Raw genomic sequence first — 17,657 nt, 5'->3', positions numbered from 1 at the left:
AATTTTGAATTTTGAATTTTGAATTTTGAATTTTGAATTGATTGCTCCCTCATCTCCCTATTCCCTCTGCGGTTCGGTAAACTTAACAATGTAATAAAATCCAAAATTCCAATTCGATACTATGCCTTTAATTAAAGTGCAAACTTCTGCGTCTGCTCCTCAAAAAGCTGAAATTGAGTCGATGCTTTTAAATCTATCCGCCAAGTTAGCGAAACATTTGGGAAAACCAGAATCCTATGTAATGACTGCTTTTGAACCAGGAATTCCTATGACTTTTGCAGGGAATACAGACCCGGTTTGCTACATTGAGATTAAGAGCATTGGCACGATGAAGCCAGATCAAACCGCAGCAATGAGTCAAGATTTTTGCCAGCAGATTAACCAAACTCTAGGTGTGCCGAAAAATCGCATTTACATCGAGTTTGCTGACGCTAAGGGTGCAATGTGGGGCTGGAACGGTACAACTTTTGGCTAATTCCCCGTCTTCTTTAATCAAGACTAACTCGATCTAGCAGGTGTAGGATAGAGATCCAATATCAACTCGTGATTTTTTTATGTCTGCTACGCCTCTTGTATCTCAGGTTGACTTTAACTCAGAAAAATCAGAATTACTCCCTCCCCTTCTAGGCGCTTCTCTGGCGGAGTTAAGCACTTGGGTGCAGCAACAAGGACAACCTGCTTACAGAGGAAAGCAACTGCATGAATGGATCTATGATAAGGGCGTGCGATCGCTAGCTGATATTTCTGTCTTCTCCAAGCAATGGCGGAAAGAAGTAGCAGAAATCCCCATTGGGCGCTCGATTTTACATTACCGCTCTGAGGCTCCCGATGGTACAATCAAATATCTTTTACGATTAACAGATGGGCAGATTATTGAAACTGTAGGTATCCCCACCTTTGCAGAAAGGGGAGAAGGCCCAAAAGCCCGTTTGACAGTTTGCGTCTCTACTCAGGTGGGTTGTCCAATGGCGTGTGATTTCTGCGCTACTGGTAAGGGAGGCTTCAAACGCAACCTAGCACGACACGAAATTGTCGATCAGGTGTTAACTGTACAAGAAGATTTTCAGCAACGGGTTAGCAATGTGGTGTTTATGGGACTGGGTGAACCGTTGTTGAATACTGAGAATGTCTTAGCAGCCCTAAAATCCCTGAATCAAGATGTCGGTATTGGGCAGCGATCGCTTACAGTTTCTACAGTGGGAATTCGCGATCGCATCCGTCAGTTCGCCCAAAATAATTTGCAAATTACTCTCGCTGTCAGTCTCCACGCACCCAACCAAGCACTACGCGAAAAACTCATCCCCAGCGCCCGCGCCTATCCTCTAGAAGATTTACTGGCTGAATGTCGAGAATATATAGAAATCACTGGACGGCGCGTTACCTTTGAATATGTTCTCCTGGCTGGTGTTAATGATTTACCAGAACACGCATTAGAACTTTCAAAATGTATGCGAGGATTTCAATGTCATGTGAATTTGATTCCTTACAACCCCATCCAAGAAGTAGACTACAAACGCCCTAACCGCGATCGCATTCAAGCATTTGTCAACATCCTTAAGCAGCAAAATACTGCTGTTAGTGTGCGTTATTCTCGTGGTTTAGAAGCTGATGCGGCTTGCGGACAACTAAGAGCAAGTAAGAATTAAATCTGTTGCAGTCAGTAAATTTAATTACTTTAATCTTCAGATATTTGCACATTAATCGCAATTGCTACAAGAAGGCGGCAGTAGAAATTGTTATATTAAGGTTAAGCGATCGCTCAACCCAACCGATAACAAAAACTATATGTTGAATCGCTCATTGACGCTTAAACTATGGCTACTAGCAATTGTTCTTGCAAAAACTTTGCCAATGAATTCTCCTGCTTATGGACAAATAATTCAACCGATTCCTCAACAACCTGAGTCCTTTCAAGAAAGAATGAGACAACAACAAGAGGAACGAAGTCAGCAAACACAAGAACAATTGAAGGAAACATGGCTACGCCAAAACCTTCAACAACCACAACAACAACAAATACAACAGCAAGAATTTACACGACAACGGCAAGAATTAATACGTCAGCAACAATTTAGACTACAACAACAAGAAACAAGACTACAACAGCAAGAATTTACACGACAGCAACAATTGAGAATACAAGATCAACAACTCAGACAAGATCAACAAATTAGACAACAGCAAGAATTCAGATTACAAGAACAGAGACGACAGCAGGAACTCAGAGAACAGAAAGATAAACTTTGAATTGTTCAAAATCTGTGATAAATAACTTTATGATTAAAAATTAGAGAAAACATTCTCCAATTTTTAATTCTTACAGCAGATTTCAAGGAAAGTGAAGTACACAACGATTCGTATCAAACCCAGGTATAAAGCCTGTTTTACTTCTGAATTCTGACTCCTTAATTCTGAATTCTGCTGTATTATCTAGCGGTGTGCAAGAATTCCTGGGGCATAAGCTTCAATGACTTTGCCCGTGCGAGTACAACTAATCATCAAGTAGTCACAACTTGGGCATTGTGTCCGAGTTAATTGACTATCAGAAATATAATAACGCTCGGCATGACTACCACAATTCGGGCAGTAAATCTTTTGGACTGTCTGCATTTTAAAACTCCTGGTTGTAATTATTTTTTACTTAGTAGAACTGCACGTTAAACCAGGAAAAATTCTGGTTCACCCAACTTAACAAACAACCTCTAAATATTGGCTGATTATTTTAAACAAAATTTCAAGTTTTAAAACTTTTAGCTATCTGTGTGTATTATCCTAGAATTTAAGTGATTTAACTCTCCTACTTTAGATACATAAATTATTTTTTAATTAAATGATGCTTAGATATTTACTGATCCCTATGACTAATTCCTTGAGAGAGCTTTGTTTATAGTCATTTCAGCCGACTACAAAAAAAGCCGTTCTTGTATTCAAAAATGAAAACCAATAAAATACTGTATCTTTAGTTACAAAATCCCTATCTTCAGATTTAGTTAATATTTGCCGACAAGATTTATGAGATGAAATTCTAGTGGATAATTTAACAAATAGAATTCAGGAGTCAGAATACAAGAAGAGTATTCTGTACTAGTGGCAGATAACGCAGCCGTAGCAAGTCCGCGTACTCCTCAAGCTACGCGCAGCATTTCGTATTGAGTCATCTTAAATATAGTTAAGGACTTCAAATTAACAATATTAGAAAATTCTTATATTCTGCTATAATATTTAACTCATCTGTCTAAGGAAATATTTTAATAATCTTTATGGAGGAATTAAACCTAAAATTTGCTGATTTATTTGCAGGTATTGGAGGTTTTAGACTGGCTTTTGAAAAAGCCAACTATAAGTGTGTATTTTCCTGTGAGATTAACGAAGCTTGCCAACAGGTTTATTCTAATAATTTTGGAGACACACCTGTACATGACATCAGAAAAATTGATATCCAAAATCTTCCTTATTTTGATGTGTTGACAGCTGGTTTTCCTTGTCAACCTTTTAGTATTTGTGGACGAAAAAAAGGGTTTCACGATACTAGAGGAACTTTATTTTTTCATATTTGCGAAATCATTGAGCATATTAGTCCTCCTGTAGTTATCCTTGAAAATGTTAAACATATATTACATCATGATCAAGGTAGAACATTAGAAGTAATCTTATATTCTTTGGAAGATATGGGTTATGTAGTTAATTACGAGATACTTAACTCTAAAGATTTTGGCTTACCACAAAATAGAGAAAGAGTAGTATTTGTTGCTACAAAAAACAGAAAATTTGATTTTGGACTACTCAAAAAAACTTATCCGTTTCCTAACCTTAGAGAATTTTTGTGTACTTCCGGAGAATTTGAATACTTAAATCCTCAAGAATACACAATGATAGATAATCCAAAACAGCAAATATCTGGTCTGATTTTTGTAGGATATCGTAATAAAAGTATTTGGAAAACAGGTATTAGGCCAAATACAGAACATTTATCTAGGGTTCATCATCAACCAAATAGAATCTATTCTATAGAAGGGGTGCATCCAACAATACCTTCTCAAGAAACTTCCGGTAGATTTTTTATTTACATACCAGAAAAAAATTCAGTTCGGAAGCTAACGATTAGAGAGTGCTATAAAATCATGGGGTTTCCTGATAATTTCAAAACCCATAGTAATTTATCAGAGTGTTATAAGCAAATAGGTAATTCAGTTTCTATCCCAGTAATGTATGAACTTGCTAATCAAATTAAGAAACAAGTTTTTTTAGATCAAGATATGGCTGGTGAAATAAGTAATAATTCTAAATTAATAGAGTCTGATAATGAAATACAAAAAATTCATAAGGAGAAATGGAATGAAATTTTAGGTAGATTAATGATTGAGCAATGAAATAAACCATGATTCTTCAAGCAGGATGAAAATAATTGTAAATTTCTTGAGCCAAACGCGGTCCAATTCCTGCTACTTCAGCTAGTTGTGTGGGTGTCGCTTGCCGAATATAGTCAACTGAGCGAAAATGTCCTAGTAGCTGCTTTTGTCGATGATGTCCTAAACCAGGAATTTCATCTAAACGCGATCGCTTTAATTTATCACTACGTTGCTGACGATGGAAACTGACTGCAAACCGATGCGCTTCATCTCGCAACCGCCGCAACAACTGCACCCCTGGTTGTTCTGCATCAGTTGTCAAAGGTTTAGATTCTCCTGGTAAAAAAATCTCTTCTCGCTGCTTCGCTAAACTCACAACTCGCAAGTCTTCCAATAAATTCATCTCTTGCAAAACGGCGATAACCGATGATAGCTGACCTTTACCGCCATCAATCATAATTAAATCAGGCCAATCTGGATTACCCAAACGTGCTAGTTGTGGATCTTCCCCATACTTGCGGAAGCGTCGCCCAATAACTTCAGCAAGACTAGCAAAATCATCTGAATGTCCCGCCGTCACCGTGGGATTTTTAATTTTGTAGTGGCGATAATGTTGCTTGGCTGGTAATCCATCGATAAACACGACTTGCGAAGCGACAGCATTTGACCCTTGAATATGGGAAATGTCATAACCTTCGATGCGGTGGGGTACATCTGGTAAATCGAGAATGGCGGCTAAATCTTGCATTGCTTGGTGATTGCGATCGCCAAATTTCTGCATTCTTTGCAATTCATACTGAGCATTTCGCTCTACCATCTCAATTAATTCTGCCTTAGTTTGCCGCAAAGGAGTTAAGATTGTGACTTTTTTACCTTTACGTTGAGTTAAGACATCCGCCAATATCTCGCCATCTGGTAAATCATGCTGTACCAAAATTTCTAAAGGTATTTCCACGGAGTCGGCAGTTTGGTAATGTTCCTCTAAAGCTCGTTGTAAAATAGCTCCTGGTTCTGCATGAGCATCAGCCACAAAAGCTAAACGTCCTACCAATTGACCAGCGCGAATCTGGAATAATTGAATACAGGCGTGTTCTTCATCGGCTGCCAGTGCGATCGCATCCCGTGAAACTGTATCATCTGGTAAGGCTACTTTTTGGTCGGCTGTCAGCGACTTTAACCCAGAAATTTGATCGCGAATCCGTGCTGCTGACTCAAAGTTCAAGTTCTCAGCAGCTGCGTTCATCTGTTGGGTCAAAATATCAATTAGTTCCTGAGTTCGACCTTGAAAAACCATTGCGATTTTTTGCACAATTTTGCGATATTCTTCTGGTGAAATCAGCTGTTGACACACACCAGGACAACGCCCTAAATCAAAATTCAAGCAAGGACGGTCTTTAAAAAGTGGTTGAGGTCGTTGTCGCTGGGGAAAGATCCGCTTACAGATGCGGACAATTTCTCGTAATAAACCAGCATCAGTATAAGGTCCATAAAATTTATCCTTTTCCTTCCCGAATTGGCGTTTACGGGTAATAAAAATTCGCGGATAATCTTCTGACCAAGTAATGCAGAGATAGGGATATTTTTTATCATCTTTGAGCAGCACGTTGAAGTATGGCTGGTGCTGCTTGATCAAATTGGCTTCTAGCGCTAAAGCTTCGGCTTCAGTATCAGTGACGATGAATTCAATTTCTGTCACCAACTTGACCATCGTGGCGATACGTTCGCTCTTGTTGTAGCCATCCCGGAAATAGGAACGGACACGCGATCGCAACTTACGTGATTTACCTATATATATAATGCGATCGCTCCCGTCCCGCATGAAATAAACCCCCGGTTCCGGTGGAATTTCGGCTAGACGGTTTTCTAGTCGTTCTGGCTCTTTAACCAGTGGTAATATTTGAGTAGATATTGTCACAACCAAAATTAGGTAATCTTTCTCTATTTTAAGAAAAATTGTTTTTTTGTGCCGATTTAACAAATTATTTATCAAGTAAATATAAAGTAGCCGTCATCAGTGGTACACACCACAACAGATGAAAGAGGATTGAAGGAGAATAATAACTTCTAACTCAGTACCTCAAGTCAGGAAGCTGTAGATACTTCTTCGGCTTCTCCAGGAGGTGCGTTAGCTTCCAAGCTAGAGGCTGTCTAAAAAACTTACTACAATCATCAGAACTTTGGAACACACGAGAGTTTGTCTCACTGCGAACTTAGTCATTGACTGCTAGTGTCAGAATAAAAACTTTGCGTTTTCAATCTATAATTAACATTTTTAATCCGAAACTTTATATTTTAGATTAGATGATAATCCTTTGTTATTAGTAAGTAATATACTTATATATTGCTTGTATAAACATCAGATAAAATCTTAATTTGCTGACATTATTTATGTTTATTTATTGAACTTATAACATTAAGCGAATTAACGGATTTAGTCAGTTAAATTTACGATTATGATTGATAATATAGTTATTCTGATGATTTCAGACGAGACCTAAACCATGAATTTACAAGATTTTGAAGTCCAGTATCGTGAGGCTATGGCTGAAACTCTCAATGAATTGCAAACAGCAGTTCTGTTATTGGCACAAGTACAACAGAAAATTTCAACAATTGGCAGTTCTGTACAAACTCTTAGCGAGCGCGTTGAAGAGTTTATTGCTGACCAAAAAGCGGAATAAATACACACCTAGCAAAAAAGTTTATCTGTGGCGACAAGTAAACTATTCTTCAATTGCAAGGATAAGATCCTTAAGTTTTAAAGGTTTGACAAAATAGCTACGTGCACCCAAACTCAGAGCTAGCTCTTGATCTGCTTTAAAAGCAAAGGCTGAAACCACAATGATCGGTATTTTTGACAAATCAGGTTGTTCCTGGACTTGTTTTAAGAGTGAAAAACCGTCAATATCTGGTAATTTTAAGTCCAACAACATTAAATCTGGCTTGAATTTCTCTATGGTTGAGAAAAAAGTAGAGCCTTCTGATAAACTTTGGACTTCGTACCCACAGTAACTTAGATAGTCACTAAGTAACATTCGATTGAGGTAATGGTCTTCAACTAGTAAAATTCGTCTAACTTTATGTGACTGCAATGGCTGATCTATATTGAGTAATTGTACTGTCATTGCTACCTATTATCTAATTATCTTAATTAAAACCCAACAATTATTACCATAAACTAAAACAGTAGTGAATTTAAATAATCAAACAAATAGAAATTTTACTTATATAATGTAATAAAATATCTGAACAAATTAAATTTAGCTGCATTACAATACTTCAATGATAGTATCATTAAATATAATGAAATCAGAATTTAAGCTTTTTTTTACGAATTTTTTATAATTTAGAGTATTCAATTAATATCTATTTTGAGAAATTGAATCACCAAAGTTTTATAAGTAAAACTACTTAAGTAATACTATGACTAAAATTATGGTAATTGTCCTTCCTACAACAGCTTTCATCTGGATATAAGGATAAGTAATACAACTGTACGAAATCCATATTACAAACAAGTCATCTTGGTAGGGGCATACAGATGCAAAATCTTGCAACCGATTCATTTATTGCAAGTATTTTTAGAAATAGTATAACCTAGAAGATTAAACTATCTTACAGCTGCAAGGAATTATTCATCAAAAAAGGGAGCTAAGCAGGGCGAACGCATCTTGTCAATAAGAGCAGTCTATTATCAATAAATTCTTAAATAATCGCATTAAGCATAGCTTATTGACTTAGTACTAAGTCTCGATTATTACTAGTTTCTACTTACATAAGAAAGATGCGATCGCTATAAATCCGATTCTTTGATTGACTACATGAGTTCAGTTTTTTGTCAATATATTTTTGTAAAATTTAGATGCGTTCGCCCTGGGGAGCTAAGGGACTCGCGCCAAAATAAAGTACCAGTTGAAAACCCTGAATCCATCATAAAACAGTAAAACCTGATTGCTATATCGGTACATTATTTAATTGCAAGTCCCTAACAGATCCCTTAGTTATTTGTAGTTTTGAAGCCGCAATTTTAATAGATGCTTCTTTAAATTTGCGTTGCGTTATAAAAATGCCAGCAATACCCTGCAAACCAAGCATTACTGATGCTTAGGGTTGAGCCAGTGCTGACTATAAACCCAGTTGCTTCAATGCTTTGAGTAATCAACGCCGCCCTAACATATCTGCACTATGGCTGTAATAGATCAAAAATGTTAAGAGTTTATAAAAAAAAGGAGCAATTTTGCTCCTTTACTTATTTTTTGGAATGGAAACCGGAGTTTCAACCAGAGACTTTTTTTAACTTGCGTTGTGTAACAAAGATACCAGCAACACCTAAAATACCAAATACTACTGAGGGTTCTGGTACTGACTGAGGGACATATTTAGGTGTCGTCCAAGTATAAATTCCACTGTAAGATACACCATCATCAGAAGCAGTAATACCGGATGCAGTGGGGTTAAAGCTATAGGCATAGTAAGTTTGACCACCAGTAACTACCTTGGCAATTTCACTAGCTCCAATTTCACCTTTATAGTCCTTTAATGTAGCTTGTAGAGTCAGTACATCTTTAAATGATGTGAGTTGAGAGATTTGACCTGGTAGCTGATTTTTGAGAGTATTCAAGTCAGTAATTTGACCCGACAGTTGAGTTTTGGTGGTATTTAGTTGAGAGATTTGACCCGACAGTTGAGTTTTAGTGGTATTCAGTTGAGAGATTTGACCCGTAAGTTGAGTTTTAGTGGTATTCAGTTGAGAGATTTGACCCGTAAGTTGAGTTTTAGTGGTATTCAGTTGAGAGATTTGACTCGTCAGTTGAGTTTTGATGGTATTTAGTGGAGTGATTTGATTCGTCAGTTGAGTTTTGGTGGTATTTAGTGGAGTGATTTGACCCGTAAGTTGAGTTTTAGTGGTATTCAGTTGAGTGATTTGATTCGTCAGTGTTTGCCTTTTTACTGCATTGGCTGAAGTGTTAGGAGTTGCATCCAGTTGTTTTTGCAGTGATGCAATTTGTGCGAGAGTTGTATCCAGTTGTTTTTGCAGTGGTGCAATTTGTGCGATAGTTGTGTCCAGTTGTGTTTGCAGTGGTGCAATTTGTGCGATAGTTGTGTCCAGTTGTTTTTGCAGTGGTGCAATTTGTGCGCTAGTTGTGTCTAGTTGTGTTTGCAGTGGTGCAATTTGTGCGATAGTTGTGTCCAGTTGTTTTTGCAGTGGTGCATTTTGTCCGGGAATTGCATCCAGTTTTGTTTGCAGTGTGGTAATCTGTGCTGGAATTGCATCCAGTTTTGTTTGCAGTGTGGTAATCTGTGCTGGAATTGCGTTCAGCTGTGTTTGTAGTTGTGGAATTGAACTTTCAAGTTGTGAAAGGGTTGGTTGAGTTGTTTGTTGAGGAAACTGTGATTTAATTGCATTCCACTTTTCATCAACCTTAGTAGAAATAGTTGTTGCAAGTTTAGTCTTTACATCCAAGTGACCAACTAACTTCAGTTCCACACCGCCATTTTGACCGAATTGGAAACCACCAATGTTAGGATCTCCCATTCCCAAGGAAGGAAAATAACTAGTTACTAGTGATTTGCTGTCGGCTGAAAACCCGTTCCAAACTGATTGAAATGGTGTGTAGCTACTCAATAAATCGCCTAGCCATTGCGAACCAAAACTATTCCAGTCATCAGCAGTGACACTACTAACGGTGGCTTTATAGTTTCCTTTTGTGGCGGTGAAGCCAACATTAGAACCTGGGGTTTCGCTACTATACCAAAGCTCGACGTTAGAACTGGGGTCGTTATCTGTCAAAGCTTTGATGGCAGATTTAGTACCACCTTTTGCATTCCCGTTAATGAAGGTACCATTTGAGCCACCAGTGTAAGTGTTAATTTCTCCTGTATTATTGAAGTCAAAGGATGTAGCGTGTGCTGGGGCAGTGGCAAGACCGCTCACACCAATAGCCATTGAGGCACCAATTACAAGTTTCTGAAAAGTCATTTTCATTGTTTTCAAGTCTCTGTCAGTTTGGAAGTTAAGTTTTAAACTAGTGCCGTTTTTAGGCTTGGGCTGTCTTGACCACAGGCTTTTTGGCAATACGGTTGCTTAAAAGCACGACCTGTATTTTTTAGCCGTCTTTGGTATCTGAGCGTACAAACCCAGTTTAAGTAATAGAGAGACCTGATTGGGTAAAGTTACTGCTGATTATCAATAAAAAGATGAAGAATGTTTTGATAGTTATATACGTTTAATTACGTATTTTAGTCAAATTTTATAGTCCCAAAAAATACAATGCAATATTTTTAAGTTCAGTACAATACGGTAATTAGTAGGGATGCACAAATATGCACCCCTAGCGGGTGTTTGATTGGTAGATTTTACCGCCAAAAATCCTTGGCGTTTAGCTTGAGAATAAATTTAATGAAGAAACTCAGCCATTCTTTCTACAGCAATTTCTAATAAAGGTGGCTCATGCACCAAGGCAAAACGGACATACCCTTCTCCAGATTTGCCAAAGCCAGCACCGGGAGAAGCTGCTACACCAGTTTGTTTGACTAGCTGGGTACAAAATTCTATGGAGTTTTCACTCCAATGTGAAGGCAATTTTGCCCAGATGTACATTGTGGCTTGGGGAGTGGGAACATTCCAGCCAATGCGGTGTAAAGCAGTGATGAAAGCATCACGCCGCCCCTGGAAGGTGTGGACAGCAGATTTTACGCCAGCTTGGGGGCCAGTTAGGGCAGCGATCGCACCATTCAAAATTCCCCGATACTGATTAAAATCAACGGCGGCTTTTACCTGGCGTAAGGCTTTAATTAACTGGGCATTACCAATGGCATAGCCAATACGGAAGCCGCCCATATTATAGGATTTGGAAAGGGTGAAAAATTCAATTGAGACACTTTTCTCTGGATCGGCTTGCAGAATTGAAGGGACTAAGGATTTTGGATTTTGGATTTTGGATTTTGAATTGGGAAAAGAATTGATCCAATCCCCAGTTTCCCCAAATACCAAATCTACGTAGGGGAAATCGTGAACCAGGACGAGATTGTGTTGTTGACAGAAGGCGACAGCTTCTTGGAAGAAAGATAAAGGTGCGATCGCAGCAGTGGGATTATGAGGATAACTTAAGACCATCATCCGCGACTGGGCTAAGACTGGGGCAGGAATATCAGCAAAAACTGGTAAAAAACCGTTTTCTGCCAGTATTGGCATTGGGTAGATTTGACCACTGGCTAGGTAGACTCCTCCCGCATGGGAGGGATAACCTGGATCGAGCAACAGGGCAAAATCTCCTGGGTTGAGTATTGCTAGGGGTAAATGGGCTGTACCTTCTTGAGAACCAATTAGAGGTAGTACCTCAGTTTGAGGATCGACTTTGATGCCAAATTTTTGTTCGTACCAGTTGGCCGCAGCTTCACGAAATCCTTGGGTACCGTTAAATAACAGATAGCCGTGGGTACTGCGATCGCTAAGAGACTGGGCGATCGCCTCAATAACATGGGCTTCGGCTGGCAAATCAGAAGACCCCAAGGACAAATCAATTACCTCCCGTCCAGCAGCCAAAGCGACTGCCTTGGCTCTGTCCATATCAGCAAATACATTCGATTGTAGGGGTTCTAAACGTTTGGCAAACTGTATGTTAGTCATTTGTCCTTTGTTCTTTGTCTTTGATTATTTGCTAATGACTAATGACTAATTTAAGTGCGTATCTAAGAGTTCGAGTAATTTATCTTTGCCGATGACTCCCTCGGTGGATATCAAAACTTCTTGACCTTGAAATAGTCTAAGGGCGGGTACACCTTCCACTTGGTACTGCTTAACAGTGAGTGGGTTGGGGTCGATTTCCATTTTCACGACTTTGAGGCGATCGCTATATTCGGTAGCAGCTGAGTTAATCAGGGGCGACATTAATTGACAAGGCCCACACCAGGAAGCCCAAAAATAAACTAATACAGGCTGCTCGGCTTTTAACACTTCGGTTTCAAACTCAGCATCGGTTATGGTGATTACAGCCTTACTCATTGCAGTCTCCATCAGGGGCGATCAAAGTTGGCACACACAATACTTTATCCCAAAGTCGTCAATAGTCCATAGTCAATAATTCATAGTTATTAGGATTTTTGACTATTGACTAATGACGTAAAATCCCACAGCCAACGGGTGTGGGACTATCTTAAATAAGTTTTCTGCCAATTTTACAATTTATCCAATTGGTCGCGTAAAGAAGCCAACTCGGCATCAACCACTTCATTAGATTTAGGATTAGGAGCAGTGGTTTCTTGTTGCGGTGGCAGTTGGGCTTGATTTTGGGGAGCGGCGGGTGGTAACATTTGGGCTTTCAAAGCTGCCAATTCATCATCAACATCGCTACTACCTTCCAATCGGGCAAATTGGCTTTCTAAATCAGCACCTGCTAGCTCTCCTGCTGACTGGGCGCGGGCTTCTTGCATCAAAACCTTTTCTTCCATCCGCTCAAAGGCAGACATTGCACTGCTGGTATTCATCCCACTCACCATATTTTGGAGTTGCTCTTGGGCTTTGGCAGTGGTGATTCTCGCTCTGAGCATTTCTTTCTTGGTCTTAGCCTCAGAAATCTTGCTTTCCAGCTGGATTAAGTTGCGCTTGAGGGTTTCAACTTGGGTGCTTTGGGTATCTAAACTAGCTTTGAGGGCTGTGCTGGTATCAGTATAGGTTTTTTTCCGCTCTAGAGCTTGTCGTGCTAAGTTTTCATCACCTTTTTGTAGCGCTAATTGGGCATTGCGTTGCCACTTATTGATTTCATTTTGGGCATCATTATACTGTTTCTCACTGCGTTTTTGGGCGGCGATCGCTTGGGCTACTCCCTGACGCAGCTGTACCAAGTCTTCCTGCATTTCCAGGATGGCTTGCTCTAGCATTTTTTCGGGGTCTTCGGCTTTGTTAACCAGGTCGTTGAGGTTAGAACTAACTACGCGCTTAATGCGATCGAATAATCCCATAACTTTGTTTTTCCTTGTGTGATTTACGCTTTTTCTTGGACAGTTAGCTTTTTTACTTTTTTATAGCTACCTATTTCAATGTAATCTTTCTAGTTTGAATCAGTACCTCCTAACAACTCTTAATTGTTAAGATATCGCCAAACTGGGGTAATTAGTCGAACTTCAAGAATCCTGAGTTTTGGGTAACTGCTGTTGGGGTGGCTGCGTTGTCTTTTGGCTCTCCTCAGTTAGGAGACTTTTGGGCTGTGTGTTTTCTGACTGCTGGAAAACCTGTAGCTTCATCGCTGCCAATTCGGTATCTACATCATTAGATTCCAAAGAAGTAAATTGTGTTTCCAAGTCGTCGCTACTAAGTTGAGCTATGGCTTCTGATTGAGCTTCTATCTGCAAAACTTTTTCTTCCATCCGCTCAAAAGCACTCAGACTACTGGTGGTAGAAACTGTGCCGAGCATTTCTTGGAGACGATAAGACGCTTCAGCAGAACGGGCGCGGGCAATATACATATCTTTTTTTGTTTTCGCTTCGGCAATTTTTAACTCTAGCGATCGCATATCCTTTTTTAGCCTAGCGACTATCTCGTTTTGCTGCTCTATCTGCGAAAAGAGGGCTGTAGTGGTTTCTTTATAGGCTTGGCGCTTAGTCAAAGCTTCGCGTGCTAGAGATTCGTTGCCTTGTTGCAAGGCCAATTGAGCGCGACGATACCATTCTTCCGTTTGAGATTGGGCAGCTGCTGCCTGTCGTTCAGTGCGTTTTTGGGTAGCGATCGCTTGTGCTACACCCTGCCGCAATTGCACCAGATTTTCCTGCATCTCCAAGACAGCTTGCTCCAAAATCTTTTCTGGATCTTCTGCACCACCGATCAAACTATTGACATTAGCGCGAATCACCCGCACGATACGCTTGATTAATTCCATGTCGGCTCTCCAACGAAATCCAGTTCTGAGTGCTGAGTTTTGAGTGCTGTTAGCGGATAGCTAAGGTTTAGCCCGTGCTGAGTGCTGAGTTAGGAATTAAGAGTGCTGAGTATAATATTTTTTGTCATAGGGTAGTTATGGAGTACTGAGTGCCTAATTAAAGTTTTGAGTATAATATTTTTTGTTGTGGGTTCGTAAACAAACAATATTTTGTCTCTACCACTCAGCACGGGCTAAATGCCCCGCTACCACTCACCACTCCCTACTCAGCACTCAATTGACTTAGGATTGTGATCTCATGGTATCGTAGATTTTTGCAATTCATGGCTGCTGAACTCGTGCCTTGATTCCCCTCGCTTCTAACAGTTTCATCTGTTGTTTTACTTGCTCTTTAGTTTTAAAAGCACCCAGATAAATCAATTCTTTGTTGAGCGATAAATAAGCATCAGGAATTACTTGCCGTGCTTCAGCAAAAGCTGCTCCTTTATTATCTATCACTACATGATAAAAACCATCTGTTCCTGGTTTGATTTCTGCATCTGGCTTTGGTGAGGTTGCAATTGCCTTGGGCGAGGTTTTTGTTGGTGAAGTGGGAGGTAAATTCAGGGGAGGTAAGGATTGTAGCGGCGGTACTGGTGCTAAAGCGATCGGATTGGTCGGTTTTAAGGCTGTATTGGGATAAGGCAATGGTGCTTGAGAATTTGCGGGGTTTTGGGGAACAACTGGATTAGGCACTACTGGGGGAATTGGTTGGACTTTGGGTTTTAAGCCAACTACATCATTGGGGTTTCTGACTTCAGGAAACTCTTCAGTAGCTAGATTGGGATATTTGGGTATAGATGTGCTTGGTGGCTGGGTTTGAGATTGGACATTACTCCCAACTTCCTCAGTATTTTCTGGTGCGGGAGACGAGTTGCCGTTAAACAACTTGCCTAAATTCAATTGTGGCAAGCTTTTGGGATTAAAGACTACATAACCCAAGGTAAGACTCGCCACCAACAGCAGCAACATGGAGCCAATACCCAAAGGTGATAGCAGACTGTCGCTAGAATTGCTTGCTTTCTTGGTTTCTGGTTGTTCTTCTGCCAGACTTCGCAGCAGTGCTTCACTAGATTCTAAATAGTCATCTGGGTGCTTAGGGCTATCATCTGACTGCAAGTGATTTTCACTTTTAGTATTTTTAACGATCGCTGGCACGATGCTGCTACTAAAGTTGGGTGGGGGTGGTGGAAGTTGAGTTTGTGTTTTAGCAGAATTGGAGGTAGAGGGTACATTAAGATTATTTAGTTCCTCAGTTTTTGCCGTAGCTGGCGCTGGATTTATCTCAGGATTCACAACTACAGATGCGGGTGGTACATCAATTTTTGCCGTAGCTGGTGCAGGGGTTCTCTGATAATTCACAGGTACAGATACAGGCGGTACGTTGGTTTTAATTTCTGTTACTGATGACTGAGTTGCACCCGATATTGTCGGAATGGCAGTTAACGGTTGGGATTGAGCGCTCATGTAACTTGCAACACGGGACTGATTCGATGACACCAAACTAGTTCGCGTGCGTCGGTATCGAGCTAACTCTTGATCTAGCGGCACTTCTAAACTCGCTAGTGCTGCTGCTAATACTGGTTTCAACCCAGGTGTTTTAGATGATAGATGATTAGCGGAGTCGTTCAGGGGGTTTTGAGTCATTTCCTTTGTGTCTCAAACGTAGATTACTGGAATCAACTTTTAGATATATTTTGTGACAATAGTAGCGAAAATTATTTAAATAGATAGATTAGGCATTGGGCATTGGGCATTGGGAATTGATCAATAGTTCTTCTTCCCCTGCTTCCCCTGCTTCCTCATCCCCCTCATCCCCCTCATCCTCATTTTGAATAATGTCGTTGAAATCAATTAATGATATTTTAGGAATTCTGGAAAAGCAGGCCAAATGGCAGGAGCAACCATTTCAACGCTTGCTCAAGTGTTGGGCAGAAGTTGTTGGGCCAGTGGTTGCCGTCAATACTCGACCATTATCGATTCAGCGTGATGTTTTGTCGGTAGCAGTTTCTAGTGCTGCTTGGGCGCAAAACTTGACTTTTGGTCGCACATCTCTACTTTTAAAGTTGAATAAAAAGTTACCAACGCCTTTGGTTGATATTCGCTTCTCTACAGCTGGCTGGCAGAATGCGACGGTGGAGAGAAAACAGCAACAAACGGTTTCGCCCCATGAGCATCCTAGTTACCTTGGTGATGAGATTAACCGCCCTGATGTTACAAGTACTAAGGATGTGAATGGGGCTTTTGGAAATTGGACGAAGATTGTGCGATCGCGATCGCATGGCTTACCCCTTTGTCCCCAGTGTCAATCTCCCACCCCTCCCGGTGAACTCCAACGCTGGGAAGTCTGTTCTGTCTGTGCTGCTAAACACTTTTCCAAGCAAAATAGTTGAGCGATTATTCCTTAAGCAGAATTTATCCTAAACAAACTTGCTGCCATCACATCAAATCTTTGTGATTCTTGAGAAAAACTATAGTTTGCCACTAAAATCTGCCGAATGTGATATTTAAAGCAGAATATGTATCTGGAATTCTATACCTTAAACCATCCTTAAGGAGGAAGTTAAAAAGCTGGATAAATCAAAAACTTTGGTTTTATTCTTGATCCCTAATAAGTTTTAGACTAAATCTATATGTAACTGCTCTACTAATTATTTAAATATATAACAAGATTATAAAAACATCCTGAAGTTTATTTTTTCCTTGGGATCGCTGAAACCTATAGAAAATAATGACTTTTTGGCTTTTCTCCGTCTTTATATATAGAAGCAGAATATAAAGGTGAAATTCAGCCAGAAACGACACTAAAGATAAATCCAAATGAAACCTATTAAAGTTTTAGCATCTGCCTGTAGATATTGCCGTCATTACCAGCCAGAAGGTCGCCGTGGTGGAACGTGCCAGCAGTTGGGCGCACCAGTTCAAGCAACTTGGAAAGCTTGCTCTTTGGCGCTTCCACCTTTTGCACCTTCTTGGGAAACCTTAGAAGATGCTTGGGTTTTACCAGATGCAACTCCAGTTTTAACATCTTGTCAATCTCTAGCTTCAGATTTAGACAATGCTGCTCTTGCCCCTATAGAAGAACAGGTAAAGACTAAAGCAGTGGTTATTTAGTCATCCATTATTACTGGACTGAGTTTGTAGTCTACTTAAAATAAGATTTGTTTTTAAGATTTTTAGTGGTGTAAAAGTTGATATCTACAAAAATCGCACCCTTAGTGAGATGCGATTTTTGCAATTCTAAGGTAGCCAAGGAAAAGAGCGAAAATCTGGTGGCCGCTTTTCGAGAAAGGCTTGTTTGCCCTCAGATCCTTCTTCTGTCATGTAATAAAGTAGGGTGGCATTGCCAGCGAGTTCTTGTAAACCAGCTTGTCCGTCACAATCAGCGTTGAA

Annotated in this window: 16 protein-coding genes and 1 pseudogene; 7 read left to right on the top strand and 10 right to left on the bottom strand. The window is 40.0% G+C overall.

What is annotated here, in order from left to right; all coding sequences use genetic code 11:
- Positions 1-121 precede the first annotated feature (121 nt).
- The 3 genes from HWQ37_RS09740 to HWQ37_RS09730 all read left to right on the top strand — a co-directional run bounded on the left by HWQ37_RS09740 (position 122) and on the right by HWQ37_RS09730 (position 2,247).
- On the top strand, positions 122-475 hold the full coding sequence (locus tag HWQ37_RS09740) for a phenylpyruvate tautomerase MIF-related protein (protein WP_273763732.1): 354 nt from the start codon (positions 122-124) through the stop codon (positions 473-475).
- Between the two features lie 79 nt (positions 476-554).
- On the top strand, positions 555-1,646 hold the full coding sequence (gene rlmN / locus HWQ37_RS09735) for a dual-specificity RNA methyltransferase RlmN (protein WP_292746268.1): 1,092 nt from the start codon (positions 555-557) through the stop codon (positions 1,644-1,646).
- A gap of 61 nt (positions 1,647-1,707) precedes the next feature.
- Positions 1,708-2,247, top strand: coding sequence for a hypothetical protein (locus HWQ37_RS09730; RefSeq protein ID WP_292746266.1), 540 nt, complete (start codon positions 1,708-1,710; stop codon positions 2,245-2,247).
- Positions 2,248-2,430: 183 nt separating this feature from the next.
- On the opposite strand, the gene HWQ37_RS09725 is transcribed toward HWQ37_RS09730, so the two are convergent.
- Positions 2,431-2,610 (bottom strand): replication restart DNA helicase PriA, encoded by a 180-nt coding sequence (locus HWQ37_RS09725; RefSeq protein WP_251958925.1) that lies wholly within the window; start codon positions 2,608-2,610, stop codon positions 2,431-2,433.
- Between the two features lie 650 nt (positions 2,611-3,260).
- On the opposite strand from HWQ37_RS09725, the gene HWQ37_RS09720 reads away from it, so the two are divergent.
- Positions 3,261-4,370 carry a DNA cytosine methyltransferase gene (locus HWQ37_RS09720; RefSeq protein ID WP_292746262.1) on the top strand — a complete coding sequence of 370 codons (1,110 nt, stop codon included), beginning with the start codon at positions 3,261-3,263 and terminating at the stop codon, positions 4,368-4,370.
- Positions 4,371-4,386: 16 nt separating this feature from the next.
- On the opposite strand, the gene uvrC is transcribed toward HWQ37_RS09720, so the two are convergent.
- Entirely contained in the window at positions 4,387-6,264 is a 1,878-nt protein-coding gene (uvrC, locus tag HWQ37_RS09715) for an excinuclease ABC subunit UvrC (RefSeq protein WP_292746260.1), read from the bottom strand.
- A gap of 586 nt (positions 6,265-6,850) precedes the next feature.
- Here uvrC and HWQ37_RS09710 point away from each other — a divergent pair.
- On the top strand, positions 6,851-7,030 hold the full coding sequence (locus HWQ37_RS09710; RefSeq protein WP_179067654.1) for a hypothetical protein: 180 nt from the start codon (positions 6,851-6,853) through the stop codon (positions 7,028-7,030).
- 42 nt (positions 7,031-7,072) lie between these two features.
- On the opposite strand, the gene HWQ37_RS09705 is transcribed toward HWQ37_RS09710, so the two are convergent.
- From HWQ37_RS09705 to HWQ37_RS09675, 7 genes are all read right to left on the bottom strand, one after another.
- On the bottom strand, positions 7,073-7,474 hold the full coding sequence (locus tag HWQ37_RS09705; RefSeq protein ID WP_292746258.1) for a response regulator: 402 nt from the start codon (positions 7,472-7,474) through the stop codon (positions 7,073-7,075).
- A 1,151-nt stretch (positions 7,475-8,625) separates the two neighbouring features.
- Entirely contained in the window at positions 8,626-10,335 is a 1,710-nt protein-coding gene (locus tag HWQ37_RS09700; RefSeq protein ID WP_292746256.1) for an NF038130 family PEP-CTERM protein, read from the bottom strand.
- Between the two features lie 411 nt (positions 10,336-10,746).
- Positions 10,747-11,979 carry an LL-diaminopimelate aminotransferase gene (locus HWQ37_RS09695; RefSeq protein WP_292746254.1) on the bottom strand — a complete coding sequence of 411 codons (1,233 nt, stop codon included), beginning with the start codon at positions 11,977-11,979 and terminating at the stop codon, positions 10,747-10,749.
- 45 nt (positions 11,980-12,024) lie between these two features.
- Positions 12,025-12,354, bottom strand: coding sequence for a thioredoxin family protein (locus HWQ37_RS09690; RefSeq protein ID WP_292746252.1), 330 nt, complete (start codon positions 12,352-12,354; stop codon positions 12,025-12,027).
- Between the two features lie 173 nt (positions 12,355-12,527).
- The gene (locus HWQ37_RS09685) at positions 12,528-13,310 is read right to left on the bottom strand and encodes a PspA/IM30 family protein (RefSeq protein WP_292746250.1); all 783 of its coding nucleotides are present in this window, start codon (positions 13,308-13,310) and stop codon (positions 12,528-12,530) included.
- 162 nt (positions 13,311-13,472) lie between these two features.
- A complete protein-coding gene (locus tag HWQ37_RS09680) occupies positions 13,473-14,225 on the bottom strand; it encodes a PspA/IM30 family protein (RefSeq protein ID WP_292746248.1) in 753 nt (250 codons plus the stop codon).
- A 321-nt stretch (positions 14,226-14,546) separates the two neighbouring features.
- Positions 14,547-15,911 (bottom strand): hypothetical protein, encoded by a 1,365-nt coding sequence (locus HWQ37_RS09675; RefSeq protein ID WP_292746246.1) that lies wholly within the window; start codon positions 15,909-15,911, stop codon positions 14,547-14,549.
- A 191-nt stretch (positions 15,912-16,102) separates the two neighbouring features.
- On the opposite strand from HWQ37_RS09675, the gene HWQ37_RS09670 reads away from it, so the two are divergent.
- Both HWQ37_RS09670 and HWQ37_RS09665 read left to right on the top strand, forming a co-directional pair.
- Positions 16,103-16,657 carry a DciA family protein gene (locus tag HWQ37_RS09670; RefSeq protein ID WP_292746244.1) on the top strand — a complete coding sequence of 185 codons (555 nt, stop codon included), beginning with the start codon at positions 16,103-16,105 and terminating at the stop codon, positions 16,655-16,657.
- A gap of 427 nt (positions 16,658-17,084) precedes the next feature.
- Positions 17,085-17,378, top strand: coding sequence for a hypothetical protein (locus tag HWQ37_RS09665; RefSeq protein ID WP_292746242.1), 294 nt, complete (start codon positions 17,085-17,087; stop codon positions 17,376-17,378).
- 126 nt (positions 17,379-17,504) lie between these two features.
- On the opposite strand, the pseudogene HWQ37_RS09660 reads toward HWQ37_RS09665, so the two are convergent.
- Positions 17,505-17,657, bottom strand: a pseudogene (locus HWQ37_RS09660) (1,4-dihydroxy-2-naphthoyl-CoA synthase); the annotation flags it as partial.

This window comes from Nostoc sp. NMS4, from assembly GCF_017115095.1.
In the GTDB taxonomy this organism is placed as follows: Bacteria; Cyanobacteriota; Cyanobacteriia; order Cyanobacteriales; family Nostocaceae; genus Nostoc.
Note: the sequence above shows the minus strand (reverse complement) of the source record. Positions and strands in the feature narration are given on the sequence as shown.

What these genes read in the sequence shown, in the direction of transcription:
- HWQ37_RS09740 (WP_273763732.1), top strand. Translation starts at nt 122, where the DNA reads ATGCCTTTAATTAAAGTGCAAACTTCTGCGTCTGCTCCTCAAAAAGCT.
- rlmN (WP_292746268.1), top strand. Translation starts at nt 555, where the DNA reads ATGTCTGCTACGCCTCTTGTATCTCAGGTTGACTTTAACTCAGAAAAA.
- HWQ37_RS09725 (WP_251958925.1), bottom strand. Translation starts at nt 2,610, where the DNA reads ATGCAGACAGTCCAAAAGATTTACTGCCCGAATTGTGGTAGTCATGCC.
- HWQ37_RS09720 (WP_292746262.1), top strand. Translation starts at nt 3,261, where the DNA reads ATGGAGGAATTAAACCTAAAATTTGCTGATTTATTTGCAGGTATTGGA.
- HWQ37_RS09710 (WP_179067654.1), top strand. Translation starts at nt 6,851, where the DNA reads ATGAATTTACAAGATTTTGAAGTCCAGTATCGTGAGGCTATGGCTGAA.
- HWQ37_RS09705 (WP_292746258.1), bottom strand. Translation starts at nt 7,474, where the DNA reads ATGACAGTACAATTACTCAATATAGATCAGCCATTGCAGTCACATAAA.
- HWQ37_RS09700 (WP_292746256.1), bottom strand. Translation starts at nt 10,335, where the DNA reads ATGAAAATGACTTTTCAGAAACTTGTAATTGGTGCCTCAATGGCTATT.
- HWQ37_RS09695 (WP_292746254.1), bottom strand. Translation starts at nt 11,979, where the DNA reads ATGACTAACATACAGTTTGCCAAACGTTTAGAACCCCTACAATCGAAT.
- HWQ37_RS09690 (WP_292746252.1), bottom strand. Translation starts at nt 12,354, where the DNA reads ATGAGTAAGGCTGTAATCACCATAACCGATGCTGAGTTTGAAACCGAA.
- HWQ37_RS09685 (WP_292746250.1), bottom strand. Translation starts at nt 13,310, where the DNA reads ATGGGATTATTCGATCGCATTAAGCGCGTAGTTAGTTCTAACCTCAAC.
- HWQ37_RS09680 (WP_292746248.1), bottom strand. Translation starts at nt 14,225, where the DNA reads ATGGAATTAATCAAGCGTATCGTGCGGGTGATTCGCGCTAATGTCAAT.
- HWQ37_RS09675 (WP_292746246.1), bottom strand. Translation starts at nt 15,911, where the DNA reads ATGACTCAAAACCCCCTGAACGACTCCGCTAATCATCTATCATCTAAA.
- HWQ37_RS09670 (WP_292746244.1), top strand. Translation starts at nt 16,103, where the DNA reads ATGTCGTTGAAATCAATTAATGATATTTTAGGAATTCTGGAAAAGCAG.
- HWQ37_RS09665 (WP_292746242.1), top strand. Translation starts at nt 17,085, where the DNA reads ATGAAACCTATTAAAGTTTTAGCATCTGCCTGTAGATATTGCCGTCAT.